Annotated in this window: 26 protein-coding genes and 2 pseudogenes; 18 read left to right on the forward strand and 10 right to left on the reverse strand. The window is 70.7% G+C overall.

All coding sequences use genetic code 11. The features are described from left to right. The 4 genes from DMB66_RS09030 to csrA all read left to right on the forward strand — a co-directional run. A partial coding sequence (locus DMB66_RS09030) for a flagellar basal body rod C-terminal domain-containing protein (protein ID WP_305025062.1) occupies nt 1-904 on the forward strand: 904 nt, incomplete at its 5' end. A gap of 10 nt (nt 905-914) precedes the next feature. Then, nucleotides 915-1,841 carry a flagellin gene (locus DMB66_RS09035; protein ID WP_125803582.1) on the forward strand — a complete coding sequence of 309 codons (927 nt, stop codon included), beginning with the start codon at nt 915-917 and terminating at the stop codon, nt 1,839-1,841. A 41-nt stretch (nt 1,842-1,882) separates the two neighbouring features. After that, a complete protein-coding gene (fliW, locus tag DMB66_RS09040) occupies nt 1,883-2,281 on the forward strand; it encodes a flagellar assembly protein FliW (protein ID WP_233624407.1) in 399 nt (132 codons plus the stop codon). 54 nt (nt 2,282-2,335) lie between these two features. Next, nucleotides 2,336-2,587: a carbon storage regulator CsrA gene (gene csrA, locus DMB66_RS65195; RefSeq protein ID WP_125803584.1), complete on the forward strand. Its 252-nt coding sequence runs from the start codon at nt 2,336-2,338 to the stop codon at nt 2,585-2,587. Between the two features lie 74 nt (nt 2,588-2,661). Here csrA and DMB66_RS09050 read toward each other — a convergent pair whose 3' ends face one another. Further along, the gene (locus tag DMB66_RS09050) at nt 2,662-3,495 is read right to left on the reverse strand and encodes a M23 family metallopeptidase (RefSeq protein WP_233624408.1); all 834 of its coding nucleotides are present in this window, start codon (nt 3,493-3,495) and stop codon (nt 2,662-2,664) included. A gap of 203 nt (nt 3,496-3,698) precedes the next feature. Here DMB66_RS09050 and DMB66_RS09055 point away from each other — a divergent pair, with 203 nt between their 5' ends. From DMB66_RS09055 to DMB66_RS09065, 3 genes are all read left to right on the forward strand, one after another. Further along, nucleotides 3,699-5,252 (forward strand): methyl-accepting chemotaxis protein, encoded by a 1,554-nt coding sequence (locus DMB66_RS09055; RefSeq protein WP_125803585.1) that lies wholly within the window; start codon nt 3,699-3,701, stop codon nt 5,250-5,252. A 111-nt stretch (nt 5,253-5,363) separates the two neighbouring features. After that, entirely contained in the window at nt 5,364-6,116 is a 753-nt protein-coding gene (locus tag DMB66_RS09060; RefSeq protein ID WP_125803586.1) for a hydrolase, read from the forward strand. Nucleotides 6,117-6,190: 74 nt separating this feature from the next. Next, entirely contained in the window at nt 6,191-6,997 is an 807-nt protein-coding gene (locus DMB66_RS09065) for an SRPBCC family protein (RefSeq protein ID WP_233624409.1), read from the forward strand. Between the two features lie 6 nt (nt 6,998-7,003). Here the strand turns inward: DMB66_RS09065 and DMB66_RS09070 are convergent, their stop codons facing one another. Further along, a complete protein-coding gene (locus tag DMB66_RS09070; RefSeq protein WP_125803587.1) occupies nt 7,004-8,821 on the reverse strand; it encodes a PAS domain-containing sensor histidine kinase in 1,818 nt (605 codons plus the stop codon). A 79-nt stretch (nt 8,822-8,900) separates the two neighbouring features. Next, nucleotides 8,901-9,128, reverse strand: a complete 228-nt coding sequence (locus DMB66_RS09075) for a hypothetical protein (protein ID WP_370318345.1) — start codon at nt 9,126-9,128, stop codon at nt 8,901-8,903. A gap of 229 nt (nt 9,129-9,357) precedes the next feature. On the opposite strand from DMB66_RS09075, the pseudogene DMB66_RS09080 reads away from it, so the two are divergent. Continuing rightward, nucleotides 9,358-10,458 (forward strand): annotated as a pseudogene (locus tag DMB66_RS09080) (S8 family peptidase); the annotation flags it as partial. Here the strand turns inward: DMB66_RS09080 and DMB66_RS65775 are convergent. Further along, a complete protein-coding gene (locus DMB66_RS65775; RefSeq protein WP_370318348.1) occupies nt 10,368-10,772 on the reverse strand; it encodes a YMGG-like glycine zipper-containing protein in 405 nt (134 codons plus the stop codon). The pseudogene DMB66_RS09080 and the gene DMB66_RS65775 overlap by 91 nt on opposite strands. 49 nt (nt 10,773-10,821) lie before the next feature. On the opposite strand from DMB66_RS65775, the pseudogene DMB66_RS65780 reads away from it, so the two are divergent. Then, nucleotides 10,822-11,046: pseudogene (locus tag DMB66_RS65780) on the forward strand (proprotein convertase P-domain-containing protein); the annotation flags it as partial. A gap of 70 nt (nt 11,047-11,116) precedes the next feature. Beyond that, entirely contained in the window at nt 11,117-11,518 is a 402-nt protein-coding gene (locus DMB66_RS09085) for a response regulator (protein WP_125803589.1), read from the forward strand. A 370-nt stretch (nt 11,519-11,888) separates the two neighbouring features. On the opposite strand, the gene DMB66_RS09090 is transcribed toward DMB66_RS09085, so the two are convergent. From DMB66_RS09090 to DMB66_RS09100, 3 genes are all read right to left on the reverse strand, one after another. Beyond that, a complete protein-coding gene (locus DMB66_RS09090) occupies nt 11,889-12,140 on the reverse strand; it encodes a hypothetical protein (RefSeq protein WP_233624410.1) in 252 nt (83 codons plus the stop codon). Nucleotides 12,141-12,251: 111 nt separating this feature from the next. Continuing rightward, nucleotides 12,252-13,013 (reverse strand): class I SAM-dependent methyltransferase, encoded by a 762-nt coding sequence (locus tag DMB66_RS09095; protein ID WP_125803590.1) that lies wholly within the window; start codon nt 13,011-13,013, stop codon nt 12,252-12,254. Nucleotides 13,014-13,018: 5 nt separating this feature from the next. After that, nucleotides 13,019-13,780, reverse strand: coding sequence for an SDR family oxidoreductase (locus tag DMB66_RS09100; RefSeq protein WP_125803591.1), 762 nt, complete (start codon nt 13,778-13,780; stop codon nt 13,019-13,021). Nucleotides 13,781-13,922: 142 nt separating this feature from the next. Here DMB66_RS09100 and mshA point away from each other — a divergent pair, with 142 nt between their 5' ends. Both mshA and DMB66_RS09110 read left to right on the forward strand, forming a co-directional pair. Beyond that, nucleotides 13,923-15,227 carry a D-inositol-3-phosphate glycosyltransferase gene (gene mshA / locus DMB66_RS09105; RefSeq protein WP_125803592.1) on the forward strand — a complete coding sequence of 435 codons (1,305 nt, stop codon included), beginning with the start codon at nt 13,923-13,925 and terminating at the stop codon, nt 15,225-15,227. Continuing rightward, the gene (locus DMB66_RS09110) at nt 15,221-15,718 is read left to right on the forward strand and encodes a YbjN domain-containing protein (RefSeq protein ID WP_125803593.1); all 498 of its coding nucleotides are present in this window, start codon (nt 15,221-15,223) and stop codon (nt 15,716-15,718) included. The genes mshA and DMB66_RS09110 overlap by 7 nt, the downstream gene beginning before the upstream one ends. A 339-nt stretch (nt 15,719-16,057) precedes the next feature. On the opposite strand, the gene DMB66_RS09115 is transcribed toward DMB66_RS09110, so the two are convergent. Then, nucleotides 16,058-17,347 (reverse strand): MFS transporter, encoded by a 1,290-nt coding sequence (locus tag DMB66_RS09115; RefSeq protein ID WP_125803594.1) that lies wholly within the window; start codon nt 17,345-17,347, stop codon nt 16,058-16,060. Between the two features lie 143 nt (nt 17,348-17,490). Between DMB66_RS09115 and DMB66_RS09120 the strand changes: the two genes are divergently transcribed. After that, nucleotides 17,491-18,240 (forward strand): phosphoglyceromutase, encoded by a 750-nt coding sequence (locus tag DMB66_RS09120; RefSeq protein ID WP_125803595.1) that lies wholly within the window; start codon nt 17,491-17,493, stop codon nt 18,238-18,240. Between the two features lie 65 nt (nt 18,241-18,305). Here the strand turns inward: DMB66_RS09120 and phoU are convergent, their stop codons facing one another. Next, on the reverse strand, nt 18,306-18,953 hold the full coding sequence (gene phoU, locus DMB66_RS09125; RefSeq protein WP_125803596.1) for a phosphate signaling complex protein PhoU: 648 nt from the start codon (nt 18,951-18,953) through the stop codon (nt 18,306-18,308). 216 nt (nt 18,954-19,169) lie between these two features. On the opposite strand from phoU, the gene DMB66_RS09130 reads away from it, so the two are divergent. The 4 genes from DMB66_RS09130 to DMB66_RS09145 all read left to right on the forward strand — a co-directional run bounded on the left by DMB66_RS09130 (nt 19,170) and on the right by DMB66_RS09145 (nt 22,320). Further along, nucleotides 19,170-20,471 carry a cell wall metabolism sensor histidine kinase WalK gene (locus DMB66_RS09130; protein WP_125803646.1) on the forward strand — a complete coding sequence of 434 codons (1,302 nt, stop codon included), beginning with the start codon at nt 19,170-19,172 and terminating at the stop codon, nt 20,469-20,471. A 29-nt stretch (nt 20,472-20,500) separates the two neighbouring features. Then, entirely contained in the window at nt 20,501-21,184 is a 684-nt protein-coding gene (locus DMB66_RS09135) for a response regulator transcription factor (protein ID WP_125803597.1), read from the forward strand. An 83-nt stretch (nt 21,185-21,267) separates the two neighbouring features. After that, nucleotides 21,268-21,750 (forward strand): hypothetical protein, encoded by a 483-nt coding sequence (locus tag DMB66_RS09140; RefSeq protein ID WP_148112724.1) that lies wholly within the window; start codon nt 21,268-21,270, stop codon nt 21,748-21,750. Between the two features lie 150 nt (nt 21,751-21,900). After that, entirely contained in the window at nt 21,901-22,320 is a 420-nt protein-coding gene (locus DMB66_RS09145; protein WP_125803599.1) for a hypothetical protein, read from the forward strand. 21 nt (nt 22,321-22,341) lie between these two features. Here DMB66_RS09145 and DMB66_RS09150 read toward each other — a convergent pair whose 3' ends face one another. Next, nucleotides 22,342-23,187 (reverse strand): hypothetical protein, encoded by an 846-nt coding sequence (locus DMB66_RS09150; protein WP_125803647.1) that lies wholly within the window; start codon nt 23,185-23,187, stop codon nt 22,342-22,344. Nucleotides 23,188-23,328: 141 nt separating this feature from the next. Here DMB66_RS09150 and DMB66_RS09155 point away from each other — a divergent pair, with 141 nt between their 5' ends. Then, on the forward strand, nt 23,329-24,150 hold the full coding sequence (locus DMB66_RS09155) for a sugar phosphate isomerase/epimerase (protein WP_125803600.1): 822 nt from the start codon (nt 23,329-23,331) through the stop codon (nt 24,148-24,150).

The raw sequence follows: 24,150 nt of genomic DNA on the forward strand, positions 1-24,150 counted from the left end.
GGTGAACGAGCTGGAGGACCGGCGTGACCTGCTCGCCATGAAGCTCTCCGAACTCACCGGCGCCAGCACGGCGAAGCGGGAGAACGGCGGCATGGACGTCTACATCGGCGGTTCCAACTTGGTCAGCGGGACCTTTGTCCGTGAGGTGACCTGCGTCGGCGTGGAGCGGCTGGTGGATCAGCTGGACGTGACGGATCCGCTGAACCTGGCGGATCCGTTGTTCGTTCCGGCCGGCGCCGGGGTGAAACTGGTCTGGAAGGACGACGTCAACCCCGCCGACATCGACAAGACGGCGATCCAGGCCGGCGGCACGATGGGCGCGGCCCTCGACACGATGACCGCGATCATCCCGGGGTTGTCACGCGATCTGACCTCGATCGAGAACAAGATGATCGACAAGGTGAACGAGCTGCACCGCGCCGGCCACGCCAAAGGCATCGCCGCTGCTGAGCCCAACGACCCCGCAGACCCCACCGACGACGCCGTCGCCGGCGTCACCGGCCTCGACTTCTTCGGCCGTGCGGACGACGGTTCGGTCATCGTCCTGATCACGAATCCGGACCACGTGGCGATCTCGGCGAACACCGGCACGATGGACAACTCGGTGGCCGAGCAGATCGCCGACATCGGTGACCTCGGCGACGGGCCGGACCGGGACTACCAGTCGATGATCGGGCGGCTGGGGGTCTCCTCGCAGGGCGTGGCCCGGCGCGCCGAGATCCAGAGTGTCGTGACCGAACAGGTCGACGCGGCGCGCGAGGGCCAGGCCGGGGTCAATCTCGACGAGGAGATGACCAACCTGCTCACCTACCAGCGCGGGTACGAGGCCGCGTCCCGGGTCCTGACCACGATCGATTCGATGCTCGACCAGCTCATCAACCGCACCGGTCTGGTCGGAAGGTAAGGGGTAAGTCATGGTTGCCGGCAGAGTCACCGAGAGCAGTATCCATACCAGGGTGCTGGCCAATCTTCAGCGCAACCTCGCCAAGGGCGCGCAGATCCAGGACCAGTTGTCGAGCGGCAAGCAGCTCAACCGGCCGTCGGATTCGCCGGCCGGCACGGTCTCCGCGCTGCAACTGCGCGCCGAGACCCGGATGAGCCAGCAGTACACCCGCAACGCCGACGACGGCCTGGGCTGGCTGGGCACCGTGGAGGACACCCTGGGCAGCGCGTCGGTTCTGGTCAACCGGGCGCGCAGTCTCACCGTGCAGGGCATGAACACCACCACCAACGGGACCTTGGCGAACGACGCGCTGGCCAGCGAGATCGATCAGATCCGGGACGCGCTGATCGCGGGCGCGAACACCAGGTATCTGGACCGTCCGGTCTTCGGGGGCAACACGTTGGGCGGGATCGCCTACACCCCGCAGGGCGAGTGGAAGGGCGAGGACTACGACCCGGCTCCGGCCTTCGCCGACACCACGAGCGTGACGCGGACCGTCGGCTCGGGCGCCAAGGTGCGGGTGGACCTGACCGGCCCGGAGGCGTTCGGGGACAACTCCACCCCGGCAGGGCTCTTCAGGGTGCTGGAAAGCATTTCCCAGCACCTTCGGGCCGGCGACAACGCCGCCCTGGGGACCGATCTGACAGCTCTGGATGTATCGGGTAATCAGCTGAAATCAGCTATTTCGGAGATCGGATCCCGATATAATCGGATTACCCAGATGAAGGATTCCGCACAGGACCGGTTGTTGTCCGTGACGTCGCAGCTGTCCGACATCGAGGACATCGATCTGCCGAAGACCATCATGGAAATGCAGCTCCAGCAAACCTCGTACCAGGCCGCTCTGGCCGCCAGTGCCAAGGTGATCCAGCCCTCGCTCATCGACTTCCTGAGGTGACCATGACTACTCGCACCGCGTCCCGACCGATTGGGGCAACCGTGACCGACGCCGCGCTGGACATGCCGATCATCGACATGGCCGTACCGATGCCGGGGTTTCCCGCGCACCAGCAGTTTGTCCTCGTCCGGCTGCATGACGAGGGCCTGCTCTACGCGTTCACGTCCATTCATGACCCGGAGCTCCGCTTCCTGGTCGCCCCGCCGGAGCCGTTCTTCCCGGACTACGCCCCGGAGATCGAGAACGAGGTCTTCGCGGCGCTGAACACCAAGGACCCGGACCGGCTCCTGGTCATGGTCGTCATCACGGCCGGCGTCAACGAGACCACGGCGAACCTGCTGGCCCCGATCATCGTCGACCGCGACAGCCACCGGGCGATGCAGGTGGTCCTCAGCGACAGCAAGCTGCCGGTCCGCGCCATCATGCGCAAGGACTTCTGAGTACGGCGTGCCCGGCCCGGTGTCCTGTCCACGGATGGCGAAAGGACTGCCACGATGCTCGTGCTGACCAGGAGGGCCGGCGAGAGCGTGATGATCGGCGACGACGTCGTCGTGACCGTGCTGGAGACTCGCGGTGACGTCGTCCGGATCGGTATCAAGGCTCCGCGCAGCGTCCAGGTGCATCGCGAGGAGGTATATCAGGAGCTTCAGGCGGCCAACCGGGAAGCGGCGTCGCCGGACGATGATGCCGTCCGGGCCGTGACCGAGCTGCTGCGCCCGGCGCTGGTCGAGCCGCCGGGCGACTGATCCTCCACTGTGGTACCAATCCGGGCCGGCTCCCCGCGGGGAGTCCGGCCCATTGGCTTGCCCCGCGCCCGGGATCAGCCGATGGTCAGGCCGCGGGCCTTGAAGAACGTGATCGGGCTGACGGCGTTCTCCCGGGTCGCCGGCGCGCCCGCGTGCACCTCGAAGTGCAGGTGCGGGCCGGACGACGAGCCGGAGGTGCCCACGTGACCGAGGATCGCGCCGCGGGACACCGGCTGGCCGACGGTAACCGCCGGGCGCCGGACCAGGTGGCAGTATCGGGTCACCACGTTGCCCTCGTGCTGGACCTCGACGTACCAGCCGCAGCCGCCCAGCGCGCTGCTGCCGTCCACATCGCAGCTTCCCTTGGAGACGTTGCAGACCACCCGGATGACCGTGCCGGCGGCGACCGCGCGGATCGGGGTGTTGCGGGTCGCGGCCAGGTCGACGCCGTCGTGCGCCGGGCGACCCACGGTACGGAAGCCGCTGATCAGCCCGGCCGTGACGGGAAGCATCCAGGCGCCCGCCACGACCGGCACCGAGGCGGCCGCGGTGCACTTGGGGATCGGGAATTCACGGCGCTGCACGTACGCGTCGGAGACATAGCTGTCGTCGGCCAGACGGTCCCAGTAACCGGTGTTGGTGACGGTCCCGCTGATGAACTGCCCGGCCGTCCGGCAGACGATCGAGATGGTCGCGCCGTTGCTGATGGTGCCGGTCCGGGAGCTGCCCGCGGAGGGGGCGCTGCGCGCGTTGAGCGGCGTTCCGCCGGTGACGACCTTACCGGTGCCGGCGATCTTGACAGCTGTGCCGGCCGCTGCGGCCGGGGCGGGGCTGAGGGTCAGTGCGCTGCCGGCGGTGCTGACGGCGGCGAGCAGGGCGAGGGCGGTGCGTTGATGTCGTCGCTGCACAAGGTTCCTTTCGGCTTGCGGGGTTGTTCAGGACAGGCTGCCGAGCGTGGGATGCCGGTCTCGGTGCGTGCCAAGTGCAGAACAGTTGCGGCAAATGAACAAAAACGGGCGCGAGTGCGCCGATCCGGCTTGAAGATGGATCTATTGCCGCACCGGGTGGCCGGGGTCACCCGGGCACATGGTCGCCTTCGAGGGAGACGTGGATGTCGCGTTTGATGGAAATGGGCATCGCCAAGCGTCTGACGCTTATCGTGCTCGCCGGAGTGCTCGCGCTGGGTGCCCTGGCGACCATCACGGTGCAGGGGCAGCACAAGCTCGTCACCCAGGCCGACAAGGTGCGGGCGCTGGAGGTGTGCCTGGGTGCGCTCAACCACCTCGACACCCGGCAGAGCGAGCTCAAGGTCGACGCGTACCGCTCCGGGTTGAAGCACGACGTCACCCAGGACGTCGTGGACGACGTGGTCTCCGCGACCGAGGCGGCCGACGCGGTCGAGTCGTGCGGCCTGACCGGTGCCCTGGAGACCGAGTTCGACGCGATCCGGCCGGACGTCAACAGCTTCGGCGTCTTCATCACCGACTTCGTCAAGCAGGCCCTGGCCGCGACCGCCGTGCCGGACACCGACCAGATCGCGGAGCGCAACCACGCCGTGGACGACCAGCTCGGTGCCCTGAACGAGAAGGTGACGGCCGCGGCCGGGCAGGAGCGCGTCGCCATGGCCGATGCGGCCGACGACACCGAGCGCGCGGTGTGGATCGTCGCACTGGTCGGCCTCGTGCTGCTGATCGGGCTCTCCATTCCGCTGGCCCGATCGATCCTGCGCCCGGTGCAGCGGCTCGGCGCGCTCGTCGGCGCGCTGGCCAAGGGCGATCTGACCCAGCGCAGCGGCATCACCAGCAGGGACGAGCTCGGTCAGATGGCGGTCGGGCTGGATACCGCGCTCGCCTCGATCCACGGCTCGCTCACCACCATCGGCCAGAACGCGGAGACCTTGGCCAGCGCGGCCACCGAGCTCTCGGCAGTGGCCGGGCAGATCGCCGAATCCGCCCACGACACCGACGCGCAGACGTCCTCGGCGGCGAACGAGGCCGAGGAGATCTCCCGCAACGTGCAGACGGTGGCGGCGGGCTCCGAGGAGATGGGCCTGAGCATCCGGGAGATCTCCCGCAACACCAGCGAGGCCGCGCAGATCGCCGCGGTCGCCGTCTCCGAGGCCGCGCAGGCGACCGAGACGGTCCGGCAGCTCGGCGAGTCCTCGGCGGAGATCGGCAACGTCATCAAGCTGATCACCTCGATCGCCGAGCAGACCAACCTGCTGGCCTTGAACGCCACCATCGAGGCCGCCCGGGCCGGGGACGCCGGCAAGGGCTTCGCCGTGGTGGCCAGCGAGGTCAAGGACCTGGCCCAGGAGACCGCGCGGGCGACCGAGGACATCGGCTCCCGGGTGAACGCCATCCAGCAGGACACCAGCGGCGCGGTCGACGTGATCGGCCGGATCAGCGAGGTCATCGCGAAGATCAACGATTTCCAGACGACCATCGCCAGCGCCGTCGAGGAGCAGACCGCGACCACCGGCGAGATGAGCCGCAGCATCGGCGAGGTGGCGTCGGGCAGCAGCCGGATCGCCGCGAACATCGCCGACGTCTCCACCGCCAGCGGCTCCGCCCTGCACGGGGTCACCCAGACCCGGCAGGCCAGCGACGAGGTCGCCCGCACCGCCGAGGAACTGCGCGCTCTGGTCGGCGCTTTCCGGCTCTGACCGGCGCACCCGGACTGCACCTGGTGCGGCCCCGGTCCACAACACCGGGCCCGCACCGTATGTCCCAGGGCGAGAGGAACTCGCCCGGCGGGAACGGCCTCGGGAGTCATCGTGGGTGCAGAGCGCGAATCGGTCATGGACGGCACCACCCTCGCCGCCCCCGCGGCCGCCCTGGAGCTGCGGGCCGACGGGCATGTGCACACGGGCTTCGCGGCCGGCCGGGACAGCGTCGGCGTGATCGTCTCCGCCGCGGACCTCGCCGGGCTGACCTCGGTCACGTTCGCCGACCAGATGGGGCCCGACACGACGTGGCTGCCCGCGTACGCGGACACCATCCGCCGGGCCCGCCGGCGCACCGAGCTGAACCTGCGGATCGCGGCCGAGATCGAGGTCGTCCGGCCGGACGGCTGGCTGGCCTGGCCGGCCGACCTGGGGTGTCTGGAGGCCGTGTCGGTGGCGGTGTCCCGGCTGCCGCTGGCGGACGGCCCGGTCACCTCGCGCGAGGTCCGCGCCCTGCTCGCCACCGGCAAGCTCACCCCGGAGCAGGTCGCCGAGATCGCGGTGACCGCGACGATCAAGGGCATGGACCGCGCCTCCCGGTACGCCCCGGCGCAACTCGCCCGGCCGTTGGGCCTGCTGGCCCAGGTCGGCATCGACGACTCCGCGGTCACCCCGGAGATCCTGGACGCGCTCGCCAGCGCCTGCCGGCTCACCGGCACGGCCGTCGAGATCAGCGAGGCGTGGCGCAGCCCGTCCCCCCGGGTGGTGGCGATGCTCCGCGAGGCAGGAGTGGCGATGGTCGCTGCGAGTGACGCCCGGTACGCCGGCGAGGTCGGCCACTGGCAGTACCTGCGCCGGGTCTGATCGGAAACCGGCCGCCAGCCGTAGTCGCGTACGTACTCTCGGTGATGCCAGCACTTCAGCATGGGAGAGATGCGATGAGTATGGTTCAGCAGGCCGTCGAGATCGGAGCGCCGCTACACGCGGTGTACGAGCAGATCGCGACGTTCGAGAACTATCCGCGGTTCATGACCGGCGTGCAGCGAGTGACCCGGGTCGGTACGGACCAGACCCACTGGATCATGGATGTCGAGGGCCGTCGCCGGGAGTTCGACGCCCAGATCACCGAACGCTCCCTGGACAAGAGGGTCTCCTGGGCGACCACCGAGGGCCCGCTGCTCGCCGAGACGATCACGCTGCGGCCGATGGGTGAGACCCGGACCCAGATCGTCGCCCAGCTCGAGGCCGACGTGGCCTTCCTGCTGCCCAGCGACCGGCACGGCCCGGAGACGCTGCGCCGCCGGCTCAAGGCCGACCTGGACACCTTCAAGGGCCTGATCGAGACCGGCGAGCTCGGCGGCCTGCACCTGCGCGGCGCCAGCTCCAAGCGGCTCCCCGGTGCGCTGGGCGCGACGCCCGATGACCTGCGGGCCAACCCGGCCTCGCCCGCCTCGGTCGCGGCCCGGGCTCGCGGCGGGCGGCCGCACCCCGGCGCCGGCTGGGGCACCAGCGCCGGCGAGTTCAGCAACGCGAACGCGGGCACCGACGTGGACATCACCTCCGCTCCCGGCATCACCAGCGTCGCCGACCTGGACGAGGTGCTCGCGCCCGGCCGTCGCATCGGTGGCATCCGCTCGGTGAGCGGCGGCGTCGCGGCGATGGGCGGCAGGTCCATGGGCGCCCGCGACGTCCGCGGCGACGGCGTCATCAACGAGGAGGAACGCGGCGGCGACCACGACTGGTGAACGCTGTCAGAGCGCCGATTCGAAGGTGACCACCAGACGTGCTCCCCGGGGCTCGGCCCGCTCATAGCGGACCGAGCCCCGGTTCGCTTCCACCAGGTGCCGCACGATGAACAGCCCGAGCCCGGCGCCGCGCATGAACCGGTCGAAGAGCTGGGGCACGAGCTCCTCGGGGATGCCCGCGCCGCCGTCCTGCACCACCACCTCGATCGCGTCGGCGGTGCGGGCGGCGCTGATCCGCAGCGGGGGCTCGCCGTACTTGAGCGCGTTGCCGAGCAGGTTGTGGACCACGTGCCAGAGGTGCTGCCGGTCGGCCAGCGCGACGAGGTCGTCGTCGACGGCGATCGCCACGTCTGTCGCGCAGCCGAGCTCGGCCGCCACCGCGGTGACGACCTCCAGCACCGGCACCGGGGTTCGCCGCGCGGTGACCGTACCGGTGTCCAGCCGGAAGAGCAGCTGCAGGTCGTTCATCATCTTGATGAGCCGCCGGGTGTTCTTGTCGATCTTGGTGACCAGCTCGCGGCGGATGTCGTCGTCCAGCTCGGCCCAGTCGGCACTCAGCAGCTCGGAGAGGCTCGCGATCGAGCTGATCGGCTGGGCCACGTCGTGGGTCAGCATCGAGGTCAGGTCGTTCTTGAACGCCAGCGCCGCCTCCAGCCGGGCGTTCGACTCCCGCAGTTGCTCGTTGCTGCGTTCCAGCTCGCCGGCCCGGTCCGCCAGCTCGTCCGCGGCCCGCTTGCGGTCGGTGATGTCGACGTAGGTCGCCACGTACGCGCGGGGCCGGCCCTCGGTGTCCGGGATCGCCGCCATCGTGGCCAGCACCGGGATGTCCGTGCCGTCGGCGTGCCGGACCAGCCAGTCGCCGGTGCCGGCCGGCGGGAGCGGGGCCGGCTCCGGGCCGAGCGGCTCGCTGTGGCCGGTCAGCTCCCGCCAGCGCCGATTGACGTCGATCACCCGGTGGTTGGCGTCGAGCACCATCACCGCCTCGTTCATCGACTGCAGCAGCGTGTCCGCGAACTCCCGGCGCTCGCGCAGCTCGGCGACCAGCTCCCGCTGCTGGCGGTCGGCACCCTCCAGCGAGCGGACCAGGAAGCCGATCAGGGCCAGCACGGCCAGCGCGGCGAGGATCGCCCCGGTGCTGATCGCGGCCGCCGGCCGGCTGATCCCGGTACGCACCGCCAGCGCGCTGATCAGGGCGGCCACGACCGGCACGGCGATCACGGCCGGCAGTGCCCGGCGGATCTTGGTGCCCGGTCCGGCGGCCGCGGCGGTACGCAGCGGGCCCGCCTCCGGGCGCGCGAGGATGGCGCCGAGGGCCAGGGTGAGCAGGGCGCCGGCGTGATACGGCGACATCACGCTGTCCGGGCCGCCGCCGTCGGGGAACGTCGGCGCGAACATCCGCGGCACGAGGGCGACCAGGGCGATGATCGTGGCCCCGGCCAGCAGCGGATCGGCGATCCGGAATCGGGACTGCTCGCCGGGCCGGCGCAGCCGCACGTCGATGCAGGCCAGGGCCAGGCCGGCCAGCATGGTCGCGACAGCCGCGGCCGGATGTCGGCCCAGGGCGGCCGCGCCCAGGGCGGCGGACAGCATCGCCAGGATGTGCGCGGCGACGCGCTGGGCGGGCACGGACCGGACGGGCGCGAGCAGCAGCAAAGCGAGCCCGGCGGCCGGCAGAGCGGCCGCCGGGCTCGGCGTCAGGGTGTCGTCGGGTACGGGCGACGACAAGGTGAGCAGGTCCAGGGCGCCGAAGACGGCCACCGCGACACCGGCGCACCCGGCGAGGATCCGGGACAGCCTGCCCACATCGTGCGCCGCGATCTGCACCGGTGGAACCCCTCCAAATATGGGCGTTTCAGCCCAAGTGTGAGGGAGTGATCATATCGCGGCGGATGGGATTAAGTGGTCACGCCGGGGGAGACTGCCCCGCCCACTCGAAGCCGTCCTCGACGATGACCTTCGAAGCGACCCGGACGAGCTTGTCAGCGTGTTTGTTGGCGTGGTGTCCACAGAACACCAGCGAGCCCCCGCTGCTCAGGGCGATCTCAGCCTTGGCCGCGGCGCTGCAGCTGTCGCAGCGGTCGACCAGGGACGGGACGGTGACGATCTCGGGCGACAGCATGGTGGTCATCATCGCTCTCCTTGCTCGGTGGCGGTGCAGCGGTCCTGACAGCGGGTACTTCGGCCCGCCGGCGGGGCGTCTTAGCCATCGGGAGGTGGATCGGAACCCTGCAACTGAGGAGCAACCGGCAAGGTCCCTGGGTGACTCTGTCCCGTCGCCAACATTCCCCTCAGACGCCACCGGCACACCCGATCGCCCGGGTGAAGTCGTTCGCCTGTGGCTTAACGGGGAGGAATCCAGAATGACTCGCAACGACGGCCGGCGCCGCACCGCGCGCTTCGTGCTGACCGCCGGCATCGCCACCGCGGCGGCGGTGACCGGCGTCGCCGGCACCGCATCCGCCGGTACCCCGGCCGCACTGCCGACCGCCTCGATCCGCGCCGCGGGCGCCGCGGACGCGATCACCGGCAGCTACATCGTGGTGCTCAAGTCGGGTTCCGCCGCCGCCTCCCGGGTCACCTCCACCTCCCAGGAGTTGGTGAAGCGCTACGGCGGCCGGGTGCGCACCAACTACCTCTCCACTTTCCGTGGCTTCCAGGCGGCCATGACGGCCGTCGAGGCCCGCCGGCTGGCCGCCAACTCGGCCGTCGACTACGTCGAGCAGGACGCCACCGTCCGGATGACCGACACCCAGGTCGCCCCGGTGTGGGGTCTGGACCGGATCGACCAGGCCGCGCTGCCGCTGTCCAAGAGCTACACCTACCGCTCTGCGGCGAAAGTGACCGCGTACGTGCTGGACACCGGCATCCGCACCAGCCACAGCGAGTTCGGCGGCCGGGCGAGCAACGGCTGGGACTTCATCGACAAGGACGCCGTCGCACAGGACTGCAACGGGCACGGCACCCACGTGGCGGGCACGGTCGGCGGCAAGACCTACGGCGTCGCGAAGGACGTCAAGCTCGTCGGCGTCCGGGTCCTGGACTGCAAGGGCGCCGGCTCGTACTCGGCGATCATCGCGGGCATCGACTGGGTGACCGCGCACGCGGTCAAGCCGGCCGTGGCAAACCTGAGCCTCGGCGGCCCGGTGAGCTCCGCGCTCAACGCCGCGGTCACGAAGTCGATCGCGGCCGGGGTGACCTACGCCGTGGCGGCCGGCAACGACGACAAGAACGCCTGCAACTTCTCGCCGGCGTCCGCCCCCAACGCGATCACGGTCGGCGCCACGGACAGCGCCGACATCCGGGCCACGTTCTCCAACTACGGCACCTGCCTCGACATCTTCGCGCCGGGCGTGAAGATCACGGCTCCGGGCTACACCTCGGACACCGGCACCCAGACGATGAGCGGCACCTCGATGGCCGCCCCGCACGTGGCCGGCGCGGCCGCGCTGGTGCTCGGCGCCGACCCGGCCGCGACCCCGGCCCAGGTGCTCGCCGCACTGACCACCAAGGCCACGGCGGGCACGGTGGCCTCGCCCGGAACGGGCTCGGTCAACAAGCTGCTCAACACGACCTGGCTGAACACCCCGACCAGCACGCCGACCACCGCACCGACCACCGCGCCGACCACCGCGCCGACCACCGCGCCGACCACCGCACCGACCACCGCGCCGACCACCGTGCCGACCACCGCGCCCGTCTCGGCGTGTGGGCCGTTCCTCATGGGCACCGACGTGAAGATCGGCAAGTTCGGCACCGCGTCGAGCGGCGTGACCATCTCCGGCTGCACCGGCACCGCGTCGGCGACCTCGTGGGTGACCGTGACCGTCGCACACGCGTATCGCGGTTCGCTCGTCGTCTCGCTGATCAGCCCGAAGGGCACGAAGTACCCGCTGAAGCAGGCGGACAAGGGCGACAAGACGGCGAATCTGGAGCAGAAGTACACGATCAACGTGTCCGGTGCGCCACGCAACGGTAATTGGACGCTTCAGGTCACGGACACCTACGGCACCACGACCGGAATCCTGGACAACTGGCGACTGTCGCTCTGAAAGCCCGGAAAGCCGTACCGCAGGCGCAGCCCGCCGATAGCGTGTTGTGACAAGAGCCAAGGAGGCCGCCATGACGGAGGCTACGCAGGAGCGTCCCACGGTCCTGGTCGTCGACGACGAGGAGGACCTGCGCGACATCATGCGCCGGATGCTCGAACGCCGCGGCTTCGCCACCCTGGTGGCCGGCGATCGTGAGCAGGCCATCGCGGCCTGCCGGGAACACCCCGGGGTCATCGACGTGCTCGTCACGGACCTCAACCTGCCCGGTGTCACGGGCGGCGACCTGGCCCGCGCCGCATCCGAGTTGCGTCCGGAGATGGGCGTCGTCTACATCTCCGGGCTGCCCAAGGACCTCGCCGTCACCAGGGGGCTGATCGGCCCGGACGCGCTGCTGGTCAAGAAGCCGTTCACGTCGGACGTGCTGCTCGAGGCCCTGCGCTCGATCCTCGCGGAGCGGGCGCCGACCGCGTGACCGACCAACTCGCACGCTCGTGAGAACGCCGCCGGACCAGGTCCGGCGGCGTTCTTGCGGTTCGGCCCGCCGCGTGGCCGCCGAAGCAACAACGGCGAGAAGCTGGACGTCCGCGACTAGTCGAAACTGCTACTCGCAACGAGGCCCAGCAGCTTCACGACGGTTCGTGGTCTGCGATCACCGAGCACCGCCGTCAGACCCGCCGCCCAGCGGACAGCCCTCACCCCCAACGCTCCTTTGCTCTGCTTCTCTATCGGAAACACCCGCCGGCCGACGCCCGGCATCAAATTCGAAAGCGGCAACCCGCACATTCCCCACCCCAACGTTTCCGATGGGGAAGCAGAGCAAAGGGACCCCAGGAGCTTGGATGTCAACCTGCGGCCTTGTTGAGGTGATGTGACCAGGCGGTGGTCCCGTTGTAGAGGGCGCCGGCTTGAAGCAGCCAGCCGTGCAGGATGCCGACGAGGCGGTTGGCGAGTTGACGCAGGGCGGCCCGGTAGCTGGCACCACGGGCGCGTTGCCGGTCGTCGTAGGCGCGGGCGCCTGGTGAGGCCCGTAGCGATGTGAACGCCTGGCTCATGAGCGCGTCGACGAGCCGGTCGTTGTGCACGAACCGGGCCATGGCGGTCTTCTTCTTGCCGGACGCGACGGTGATCGGGCTGGTCGCGGCGTAAGCCGCGTAACGGCCGGCGTAGCGGGAGCACTCCCGACGGGGAGCAGGTCACTACCGGGGTCAAGAAGGTGCCGGCCCGGGCCATGGCACGGTCAGCTCGCCCCGGCGCCACCGGGCCGGACCGGGCAGCACCGGCCATTGCTCGCGGAACCGGGCTACCGTGGCCAGCCACCGCTGCCGCGGGCCGAACGGGGTCGCCGACGCGTCCCAGGCGGCACCCAGGGCCGCGAGCAGGTCGTGGATCGGGGCGCCGGGGATGTTGTGGTGGATCAGCGCCTTCGGCAGCCGTTCCGCGAAGGTGGCCGGATGGTCCAGATCGGACAGTCGGGCGGACAGGGTGAGGGTCTGCGGGCCGCTGGCGTCCACCACCGCCCAGGTGGCGATCCGGCCGAGTTCGTCGCAGGTGCCCTCGACCAGCAGGGCGCCGGTGCCGGTCATCGCGGCCCAGGCGGCGGCGACGTCCTCCTCGCCGTACTGGCGCAAGACGTTGAACGCGCGGACCACCTGCGGGCGCAGGCCGGCGAGTTCGAAGCCGCCGCGGCGGAACTCGAGCAGGGGCGGCTCCGCGTGCGGTTGCGCGTCGCTGACCCGTACCGGATCGATCTCCAGACCCACCACCGCGACGTCCGGCCGGACCGCGGCCGCGAGGCGACCGCGCAGCTCGACCGCCGTGACCGGCGTCGCGCCGAAGCCGAGATCCACGACCAGCGGCGCCGGCGCGCGGGCCAGCAGCTCCGCGCAGCGGTACGCGACGAAGTTGTCGACGCGGCGCAGCCGGTTGGGATTGGTGGTGCCCCGGGTGACGGAGCCGACCGGCTTCACGGCTGTCAGTCCTGCTCCCGGGCCACCTTGTGCTGGGCCGCCTGGGCGATCGGGCGGACCACCAAGCGGTCGACGTTCACGTGCTGCGGTCGGGTGGCGGCCCAGGCGATGCAGTCGGCGATGTCGTCGGCGACCAGCGGCTCGCGCACCCCGGCGTAGATCGCGTCGACCTTCGCGGGATCACCGAGGCGGTTGAGGGAGAATTCCTCGGTCTTCACCATGCCGGGGTCGATCTCGATGACCCGGACCGGCCGGCCCGCCAGCTCCAGGCGCAGCGTGCCGACCAGGGCGTTCTGCGCGTGCTTGGCCGCCGTGTAGCCGCCGCCGCCCTCGTAGACGGTGAAGGCCGCCGTCGACCCGACCGTCACCACCGTGCCCGCGCCACCGGCCTCCAGGGCGGGCAGCAGCGCCTTGGTGACCCGCAGCGTGCCCAGCACGTTCACGTCGTACATCCACTGCCAGTCGTCGACCGAGCCCGTCTCGACCGGGTCCAGCCCGCGTGCCCCGCCCGCGTTGTTGACCAGGAGCGCGACCGGCGCGCCCAGCTCCTCCACCGCTGCGGCCAGCGCGGTCACGGACTCGGCGGAGGTGACGTCACAGGCGATCGCGGTGGCGTCCGGGCCGATCTCCGCGACCAGCTTCTCGAGCCGGTCCACCCGGCGCGCGGCGGCCACCACGTGGAAGCCCTCGGCGGCCAGCCGGCGCGCGGTCGCCGCGCCGATGCCGCTGGACGCCCCGGTGACGACGGCGATCTTCTTCTGCACCATCCTTTGATCCTGCCTCACCGCGGCAGGAGAGCTGGGTCACCCCTGGCCTCCAGCCGTTGGGTTCCGGGCCTCCGGATGGGGAAGATGAACGACGGCGTAACAATTTCCCGTTACGTTTCACTGCTTCGCGAAGGGATACGACGTGGCTGAGCTGCGGGCAGCAGGCCCCTGGCCGACACCCCGGCGGATCGCCACCCTCTCCGTGCACACGTCGCCGCTGGAGCAGCCAGGCACGGGTGACGCCGGTGGCATGAACGTGTACATCGTCGAGGTCTCCAAGCGGCTGGCCGAGCGGGACGTCGAGGTGGAGATCTTCACCCGGGCCACGTCGAGCGAGCTGCCGCCGATCGTCGAGATGGCACCCGGCGTGACTGTGCGGCATGTCACCGCCGGCCCCTTCGAGGGCCTGTCGAAGGAGGAGCTGCCGTCGCAGCTCTGCGCCTTCACCAACGGCGTGCTGCGGGCCGAGGCCGCGCGCCCGCCCGGCGCATACGACCTGATCCACTCGCACTACTGGATGTCCGGGCAGGTCGGCTGGCTGGCCCGGGAGCGCTGGGGCGTGCCGCACGTGCACACCGCGCACACCCTGGCAAAGGTCAAGAACAGGCTCATCGCCGAGGGCGACCGGCCGGAGCCGAAGGCCCGCGTGATCGGCGAGGAGCAGGTCATCGCGGAGGCGGACCGGCTGGTGGCGAACACCCGCTTCGAGGCGCAGGACCTGGTCAGCTGCTACGACGCCGACCCGACCCGGCTCTCCGTGGTGCAGCCCGGCGTGGATCTGGAGCGTTTCCGGCCCCGACCCGGCCAGGCGGCCGACCGGCGCCGGCTGGGCCTGCCCGAACGCGGCTACGTCGTGGCGTTCGTCGGCCGGATCCAGCCGCTCAAGGGCCCGGACGTGCTGATCAACGCGCTGGCCGCGCCCGCCCTGCGCGACGAGGACGTGACCGTGGTGATCTGCGGCGGTCCCAGCGGCAGCGGCCTGGACCGGCCCACCGCGCTGATCGAACTGGCCGCCTCGCTCGGCGTCTCGCACAAGGTGCGCTTCGTGGCACCGCAGACCGGCGAGGCGCTGGCCGCGCTCTACCGGGCCGCCGACCTGGTCGCCGTCCCGTCGTACAACGAGTCGTTCGGGCTGGTCGCGCTGGAGGCGCAGGCCTGTGGTACCCCGGTCGTCGCGGCGGCCGTCGGTGGCCTGGTCACGGCCGTCACCGACGGCGTGAGCGGCGTGCTGGTGGACGGGCACGATCCCGTCGACTGGGCACGGGTGCTGGCGGATCTGCTGCTCGCGCCGGCTCGGCGGTTGCGGCTCTCGGTCGGTGCGGTCCGGCACGCCACCAACTTCTCCTGGGACCGGACGGCGGACGGACTGCTGCGGGTCTACCGCGAAGCGGTGACCGAGCATCGCGCCCTGATCGCGGCCCGGCTGGCAGGCTCGTTCTCATGGTGACCGAGATCGGCGCGCTGATCGAGCGGGTCTGCGCGGAACGCGAGCTGGAGTGCGCGCCCACCGGCGCCGCGTCGTGGGTGGTGACGCTGCCCGGCACGCACAAGCTCAAGACGGCGTGCAACCTCATCGTGGGCGAGCATGCCCTGCGCGTCGAGGCGTTCGTGATGCGCCATCCGGACGAGAAGAGCGAGGAGCTGTGGGCCTGGCTGCTGCGCCGCAACGCCCGCATGTACGGCGTGAGCTTCTCCATCGACGCGGCCGGGGACGTCTACCTGACCGGCCGGGTGACGCTGAAGGGCCTGGACGAGGACGAGCTGGACCGGCTGCTGGGCGCGGTGCTGACCTACGCCGACGAATCCTTCGACTCGATGCTCGAGATCGGTTTCGGCTCGTCGATCCGGCGTGAGTGGGAGTGGCGGGTCAAGCGCGGCGAGTCGCTGGCAAACCTGCAGTCCTTCGCCCACTTCGCGGACCCCGACGCAGAGCGATGAGTGTGGGAGAAACTTGGGGTCATCACGCCGGCGGCGGCGGACGACACCCATCCCCATAGGCGTCGCCCGCACTAACCGCCGGTCTCGGGTAACGCCGTCCCCCAACGGCTGATGCCACCCGTCCCCGAACGCCGATCCGCGGTGACCCAGAGGGTCGACCCGTTCCCCGAACTGACGGTTCGGCGTCCATCGACCACGCTAGTTGGGCCGGTCAAGGGTCACAAGCGAGTTGGCTGTCTGCCATCTGTCTGAACCGTCACAACTGGCAACTTCAACCTCACGGATGAGGCCCGCCTCGGTCATCCGGCCGTCCACCGTTCGGCTTCCCGGCGCCCGCCGCTAGGGGACCGGGACCGTGGTGTGGCCGGCCGCTACCGGCGGCGGCGCTGTCGGCTCGATGATGTCGGTGGCGTCCCGGCGCAGGGCGGCCGCGCGGCGTTCGCGGGCCGGGCCGGAGGCGATCTGTCCCGCCGCCACCACGACGCCGACCGCGGCGCAGCCCAGCCACAGGACCGTGCTGCCCCCGTGCTGCTGCACGAAGCCACCGACGATCGGGGCCAGGGCCGAGCCCGCCGACCAGGAGAGCGAGTTCACCCCCTGATAGCGGCCGCGCAGGGCGGCCGGGGAGAGCTCGGCGATCAGGGCCGAGTTCGACGGCGACTGGAGCATCTCGCCGAGGGTCCAGATCACCACCGACAGGGCATACAGGGCCGCGGTGCCGGCGAAGGCGTTCAGGCCGAAACCCACGCCGATGATCAGGGTGGCCAGGGCCAGCACCCGGGAACGGTCGTGGCCGTCGATCAGCTTCGGGACGAAGAGCTGGCCGGCAACGATCATCAGGCCGTTGACGGCGATGACCCAGCCGAACGTCGCCGGGCTCAGGCCGTCGGCGCTCATCGAGATCGGCAGCGTCGACATGTGCTGCATGATCAGCAGCACGACGAAGAAGTTCAGGGTCAGGAAGATCACGAACACCCGGTCGCGGAAGACCGTGCCCAGCCCCGGGCCGCCGCGGGCCGGTCGGCCCGCCGCCGGCTGCCCGGTGCCGCCCGGCCGGGTCTCGGCCAGGAAGATCAGGGTGATTCCGAACGTGGCCAGGGTCGTGGCCGCGTCGACGACGAACAGCAGCAGGTAGTCGAACTGGGCGGCGAAACCGGCCAGGATGGCCGCGCTGGCGAAGCCGAGGTTGATCGCCCAGTAGTTCAGCGAGTAGGCCCGGATCCGGTCCCGCTCGGGCACGACGTCGATCATCATGGCCTGGAACGCGGGCCGAATCCCCTCGGTGAAGACGCCCAGCAGCAGCGCCCCGGCGATCAGCTGCCAGAAGCCCTCGGCGAAGCCCAGCGCGAGCATCAGCGCCGCCGCGCCGAGCTGGGCGGTGAGCAGCGTCGGGCGCCGGCCCCAGCGGTCGGCCAGCACCCCGCCGGTCATCGTGCCGACCGCGCCGCCGACCCCGTACGCCCCCAGCACCAGGCCCGCCTCGCTCTGGCTGAAATGCAGCGACTGGGTCAGGTAGATGGCCAGGTAGATCACCACGAACGCGCCCAGGCGGTTGATCAGGGTGCCGGTCCAGAGGAACCAGAACTGCCGCGGGAGGCCACCCGCGGCTTGTCGTAACCATCCCCGCACGCGCGCACCCCCGTAAGCACCGGATAACCCTTGCAGCCTTACAACCTACTGATCGCCGCCGGGCCGCGCAGCCGCGTTTCCACGTGGTGGTCGCCACTCGGGGTCGGCGCACGCGCCACCCGGGACTGCGGCAGGATGGAGGCATGACTGTGGGGACCCTTGTGCTGCTGCGGCACGGCGAGAGCGAGTGGAACGCCAAGAACCTCTTCACCGGCTGGGTCGACGTCGACCTCACGGCCAAGGGTGAGCAGGAGGCCCGGCGGGGCGGCGAGCTGTTGAAGGAGCACGGCCTGCTGCCCGACGTCGTGCACACCAGCCTGCTGCGCCGGGCGATCCGCACCAACGAGATCGCGCTGCACGCCGCCGACCGGCACTGGATCGAGGTCCGCCGCTCCTGGCGGCTCAACGAGCGCCACTACGGCGCGCTGCAGGGCAAAGACAAAAAGCAGACCCTGGAGGAGTACGGCGAGGAGCAGTTCATGCTCTGGCGCCGCTCATACGACACCCCGCCGCCGCCGATCGCCGACAACGACGAGTATTCGCAGTTCGCCGACCCGCGCTACGCGCTGCTGCCGCCGGAGCTGAAGCCCCGCTCCGAGTGCCTCAAGGACGTGCTCGAGCGCTCCCTGCCGTACTGGTACGACGCGATCGTGCCGGACCTGCTGACCGGCAAGACCGTGCTGGTCACCGCGCACGGCAACTCGCTGCGCGCCATCGTCAAGCACCTCGACCAGATCTCCGACGAGGCGATCGCCAAGCTGAACATCCCGACCGGCATCCCGCTGCGCTACGACCTGGACGCCGACCTGCGCCCGGTCACCGCCGGCGGTGCCTACCTCGACCCCGAGGTGGCCAAGGAGGCCGCCGCGGCGGTCGCCAACCAGGGCCGCTGATCCTCCTACGGCAGACGGAAGGCCGGGACGCCCCCGTGGCGGCCCGGCCTTCCCGGCATCGTGGATCAGTGCTGGACCGGCTCGCCGGTGATCAGGTAGATCATCTGCTCGCCCGCGTTCACCGCGTGGTCGGCGTAGCGCTCGTAGAAGCGCCCCAATAGCGCGCCGTCGATCGCGGTCTCCGCGCCGTACGGCCAGTCGTCGTGCAGCAGGATCTTGAAGAGGTCGCGCTCGAGATCGTCCATCGCGTCGTCGTCCTTCTCCAGCTCCGCCGCGAGATCCGCGTTCGGGCTGGCCAGCACGACTGTGATCTTGTCGGCCATGCGGTCCGCGACCTCGGCCATCTGCCGGAACACGGGCCGCAGCTCGGCCGGCACGGCCGGCGACGGGTGCCGGCGCAGTGCGGTCTTGGCCACGTGCTCGGCCAGGTCGCCCATCCGTTCGAGGTCGGCGGAGATGTGCAGGGCCGTGATGACCATCCGCAGGTCGGAGGCGACCGGGGCCTGGCGGGCGATGGTGTCCGCCACCTTGGCCTCGACCTGGCGGTAGATGTCGTCCACCTCCGCGTCGCGCTCGATCACCGCGTTGGCGGCCTCCCGGTCGGCCTTGAGCAGGGCGGTGGTCGCCTTGCGCATCGCGGCGCGGACCGATTCCGCCATGGTCACCAGCAGGCGACTGACCTCGGTGAGGTCGGCCTGAAACTCCTCGCGCATGATTTCGTCCCGGGGTTCGGGGCTGCCGGCGAACCGGTGGCAGCCGGGTTGAGCTGGGCTTGCGGAGCCCAGGCTAGGTGCACGCGGCGGCCTGAACATGAACGGCGGTGAACGACGCCGGGCCTGGCGGTGAACATTATTCGAAGCGCGCCGGATTTGTCCGGTTAGCCGTACGGTTCAGGTAAACAATGACCCTACGATCGCAGCGTGGATCCGGTGTTCGGCACAACCCTCGTTCTCGTCGCCCTCGCCCTCGGCGTGGCGGCCGGGTTCCTGCTGGCCCGGCGCCGCCGGACCGGCCCGCCGGTTACCGCGGTGCCGGACAAGCCGGCCGTGGCCCGGCCGACCGAGGGGGGACGAAAGATCGACATCGATGACGGGCGCACCGGGAAGCACGGGCTCAAGGGGCTCGGCCGCAAGAGCCTGGACTCGCTGCGCGTCGGCGTGGTGGTGCTCGATGCCGAGGACGAGCCCGTGCTGGTCAACCCGGCGGCGCGCGCCATGGGGCTGCTGCGCTCCGGCGGTGCGCCCGGGACGATCGCGGCGCATCCCATCCTGCGTACCCTCGCCGGTCAGGTCCGCCGCACCGGCGTGCGCCGCGAGGTCGAGCTCGACCTGCCGCGCGGTCGCGCCGGCGGCGCCCAGGCGCCGCTCGGGCTGCACCTGCGCGCGGTCGCCCTCAATGCCACCCACGTCGCGGTCGAGGCGGCGGACGTCACCGAATCGCACCGGCTGGCCCGGGTGCGGCGGGACTTCGTCGCCAACGTCAGCCACGAGCTCAAGACCCCGATCGGCGCGCTGCAACTGCTCGCCGAGGCCCTGCTCGACGCGACCGAGCTCCCCGAGGCGGAGCTGGCGGGCCGTTCCGAGGACCTGATCGCGGCCCGCCGGTTCGCCGAGCGCATCCACCACGAATCCGCCCGGATGGGCCGGCTCGTCAACGAACTGCTCGAACTCACCCGGCTGCAGGGCGCCGAGCCGCTGCCCACCCCGGAGCCGGTCGCCATGGACTGGGTGATCGCCGAGGTGATCGACCGCACCCGCACCACCTCCTCGGCGAAGGGCATCGAGGTCGTCTACACCGGCCCCAAGGGCGCGACCGTCTACGGCAGCGACAGCCAGGTGGCCACCGCGGTGACCAACCTCGTCGAGAACGCGATCGCATACTCGGGCGAGGACACCCAGGTCGCCCTGGCCATGCGCCAGGACGACGACTGGATCGAGATCGACGTCACCGACCAGGGCATCGGCATCGCCCCGCACGACGTTGACCGGATCTTCGAACGCTTCTACCGGGCCGACCAGGCCCGCTCCCGCTCGACCGGCGGCACCGGCCTCGGCCTGGCCATCGTCAAGCACATCGCCACCAACCACGGCGGTCGCGTCGACGTGTCCAGCACCCTCGGCGGTGGCTCGACGTTCACCCTGCGCCTACCGGCGCGCCCCCCGGAGACCCCCATGCCGTTACCGGCGGCGATTGAGATCGAGTCCGGCGTGGCCGGGCTCCCCTCGGCCTGACCAGGCCGGACCGAAGGAAGGAACCCCCATTGGCTCGCGTGCTCGTGGTCGAGGATGAGGAGTCGTTCTCCGACGCCCTGTCGTACATGCTGCGCAAGGAGGGCTTCGAGGTGTCGGTCGCCCCGACCGGGACCTCGGCGCTGACGCAGTTCGACCGGACCGGCGCCGACATCGTCCTGCTCGACCTCATGTTGCCCGAGATGTCCGGCACCGAGGTGTGCCGGCAGCTACGGCAGCGCTCCGCCGTGCCGATCATCATGGTGACGGCCCGGGACAGCGAGATCGACAAGGTGGTCGGCCTGGAGATCGGCGCCGACGACTACGTCACCAAGCCGTACTCGCCGCGCGAGCTGGTCGCCCGGATCCGCGCGGTGCTGCGCCGCCAGGGCGCGGAGGCGGCGGAGGTGACCACGCCGACGCTGGCGGCGGGGCCGGTCCGGATGGACGTGGAACGACACGTGGTGACGGTGGACGGCGCGTCGGTGCAGTTGCCGCTGAAGGAATTCGAGCTGCTGGAACTGCTGCTGCGCAACGCGGGCCGGGTGCTGACCCGGGGCCAGCTGATCGACCGCGTCTGGGGCGCCGACTACGTGGGCGACACGAAGACCCTGGACGTCCACGTGAAGCGCCTGCGCTCCAAGGTGGAGCCGGAGCCGTCGGCGCCGCGCTACATCGTCACCGTGCGTGGCCTCGGATACAAGTTCGAACACTGATCGACCCAGCGGGCGGCGACCCGTTTCGCCGCCCGCCCTTGCTCGGTGACTAGTGCACTGCGTTAGTATGTACCTACGTTTCATTGTTCGTGGTCGCGGTCGACCCGGATCCAGGGAAAGAGGTGCAGGCGATCTCCGCATGGGACATGGGCCCCGTCGTCGGACAGCTGTGGAAGGCGGAGCATGACTCCGCGCCGGCCGAGCCGCCGATGGATCTGGGCGAGGCCGAGCTGAACACCATCGGCTATGTCGTCTCCCGCTATGGCGCGCTGACCGGCCTCGACCTCGAACACCTCACTCACGCTGAGGATCCGTGGCAACTCGCCGACCGGGAGCGTCCCCGCGGTGGCAGCGTCCGCATCGAGCGCGAATGGATGCGCGACTACTTCCGGTCCGCCGCCGCGGACCACGAGGAAGGCGAGGTCTGGTTCACCAAGGAGGCGGTCGCCCGGCTCGTCACCGGCGCGGCAGCACGGCGCCACGCCTCGGGCCGAGTCAACCCCGACACCCGGGAAGCTCTCCAGGCGCGTATCAACGAGGCGCGGGAAAGGCTGACCAGTGCCTGATGCGGCGCTGCCGCGGAGCGTGAGCTGACCGGCGATCACTGCTTCTTGGAGCGTGGCGTGAACGGGTGAGGTAGGCGATGCCCGGTTGCCGATAGTTTTCGGGGCATCACGGCGAGCGATCACGCATACGCCAGCCTGAACAGAGGTCCGATGAGCCCGTACCCCGATTTCCGCCCGCGCCGGCCCGTGCTGATCGGCGTCGCCGCTGCCGCACTCCTGCTCTGCTCGCTGGCTGCTTGTGGCAGCACGGACGCCGGTTCGTCGGCTGCCTCGGCGCCGACCGGCGGTGCGGCCACGGCGACTGCCGGAGCCGACCCGGCCGCCCCCGAGAAGGCTGTCTCCGCCGCCGAGCTCTGTGGCTTTCTGGAGAAGAACCTCGCCGAGTGGCAGTCGATCGGCAGTGCGGTCGGCGCGATGGCTCGGCTGACCACGGACCTCGCCGGCTTCTACGAGGACCACGGTGTCACCCCGGTCGGCAGCGACATGGATGAGCAGACTCTCGCGGAGTGCCCGAAGACGCGGGAGAAGGTCCTCAAGGCCGGCGGGCTCGCGAGCTTCCAGGCCCTGTGAGGCGGTCGGGGCCGCGCTGGGTCAGCTTGCTTGCGGCGGGGTGGCGGGCTCGCGTCCGCCGCGCTTCTTCGCCGCCCGGGCCGCATCCGCGGCGACCGTTGCCGGGTGCGGCGCGACCAGCTTGGACTTCAGCCGGATTTCGCAGAGTCGGGCCAGCTCGTCGTAGGCCTCCTGGCCCACCAGCGCGATCAGCTCCGGCGCGTACGACTTGTACATCGGCTCCGTGCCGACGTGCGCGTCCGGTGAGGATGTGCACCACCAGTCGAGGTCGTGCCCGCCGGGCCCCCAGCCACGCCGGTCGAATTCGGTGAGCGTGGACAGCAGGAACTTCGTGCCGTCGGGGCGGCTGGTCCATTCCTGCTCGCGGCGCACCGGGAGCTGCCAGCAGACGTCGGGCTTGTAGGTCAGCGGGTGCACCCCGTCGCGCAGCGCCTGGGCGTGCAGCGCGCAGCCGCCGCCCCCGGCGAAGTCGGCGTCGTTGAGGAACACGCACGGCCCGTCGGTGGACTGGGTCGCCGTGCGCCGGGCCGGCTTCGCGCCGTCGATGGTGTCCATCTCGGTGTAGTTCTTGAAACCGCGCCGGTAGTGCTGCCAGGTCTCGGGTGTCAGCTTGGCCGCCGCGTTCCTGGTCCGGGTCTCGTCGTCGGCGTCGGTGAAGAACGCGCCGTGCGAGCAGCAGCCGTCCTGGGGCCGGCCGGCCACGATTCCGTGGCAGGCGGATCCGAAGACGCAGGTCCAGCGGGACAGCAGCCAGGTCAGGTCGGCGCGGACGACGTGTTGGTCGTCGGCGGGATCGGTGTACTCGATCCATTCACGAGGAAAGTCGAGCGGGACCTCGCGGGCGCGGGCGGCTGCCGCCTCGTCCATCACGATGCGAATCTGGGTGCGGCGGCTCACCTGCGACAGCGTACGCGTGCGGGTGGCAAACACCCGAGTGCCGGTGGGTTTTGGTCCCTTATATCCCGACTGAAGTCTGGTGGGTGTGCCGGGCGGGTCTACGCTTGACCCGTGACTTCCCGCGTCCCCGTGCTCTTGTCCAGCTCATCCGTCTTCCCCGAGCCGACCGCCGCCGCGTTCGAGATGGCGGCGACAGTGGGCTATGACGGTGTCGAGGTCATGGTCTGGACGGATGCCGTCAGCCAGGACGCCGGCGCGCTGCAGGGCCTCGCCGCCCACTACGACGTGCCGGTGTTGTCCGTGCACGCGCCCTGCCTGCTGGTGACCCAGCGGGTGTGGAGCCCCGACCCGTGGGAGCGGCTCAGCCGTGCCGCCCAGCTCGCCGAGACGCTGGGTGCGCCCACCGTGGTCGTGCACCCGCCTTTTACCTGGCAGCGTGACTACGCGCGCAACTTCGCCGGCGGCCTGGCCAAGCTGCAGGTCAAGCATCCGGACATCACCTTCGCGATCGAAAACATGTATCCGGTGCGGATGGCGGGGCGCAATTTCGTGCCGTACGTGCCGGGCTGGGATCCGACCGAGGCCGGCTACGACGCCTACACGCTCGACCTGTCGCACGCGGCGGCGTCGCGGACGGACTCGCTGGTCATGGCCGACCGGATGGGCAAGGGCCTCAAGCACGTGCACCTGGGTGACGGCACCGGCGAGGGCCGGGACGAGCACCTGGTGCCGGGGCGGGGCAATCAGCCCTGCGCCGAGCTGCTGCAGTCGCTGGCCGGGCGCGGCTTCCAGGGCTCGGTCGCGCTGGAGGTTTCCACCCGAAAGGTGACCAGCCGCGCGGTTCGCGAGGCCGACCTGCGCGAGTCGCTGGCCTTCGCCCGCCACCACCTGGCCCCGGCCGCCACGGCGACACCGGCGACCTCCCGGGGCTGA

It is taken from the genome of Actinoplanes sp. ATCC 53533, from assembly GCF_003947245.1.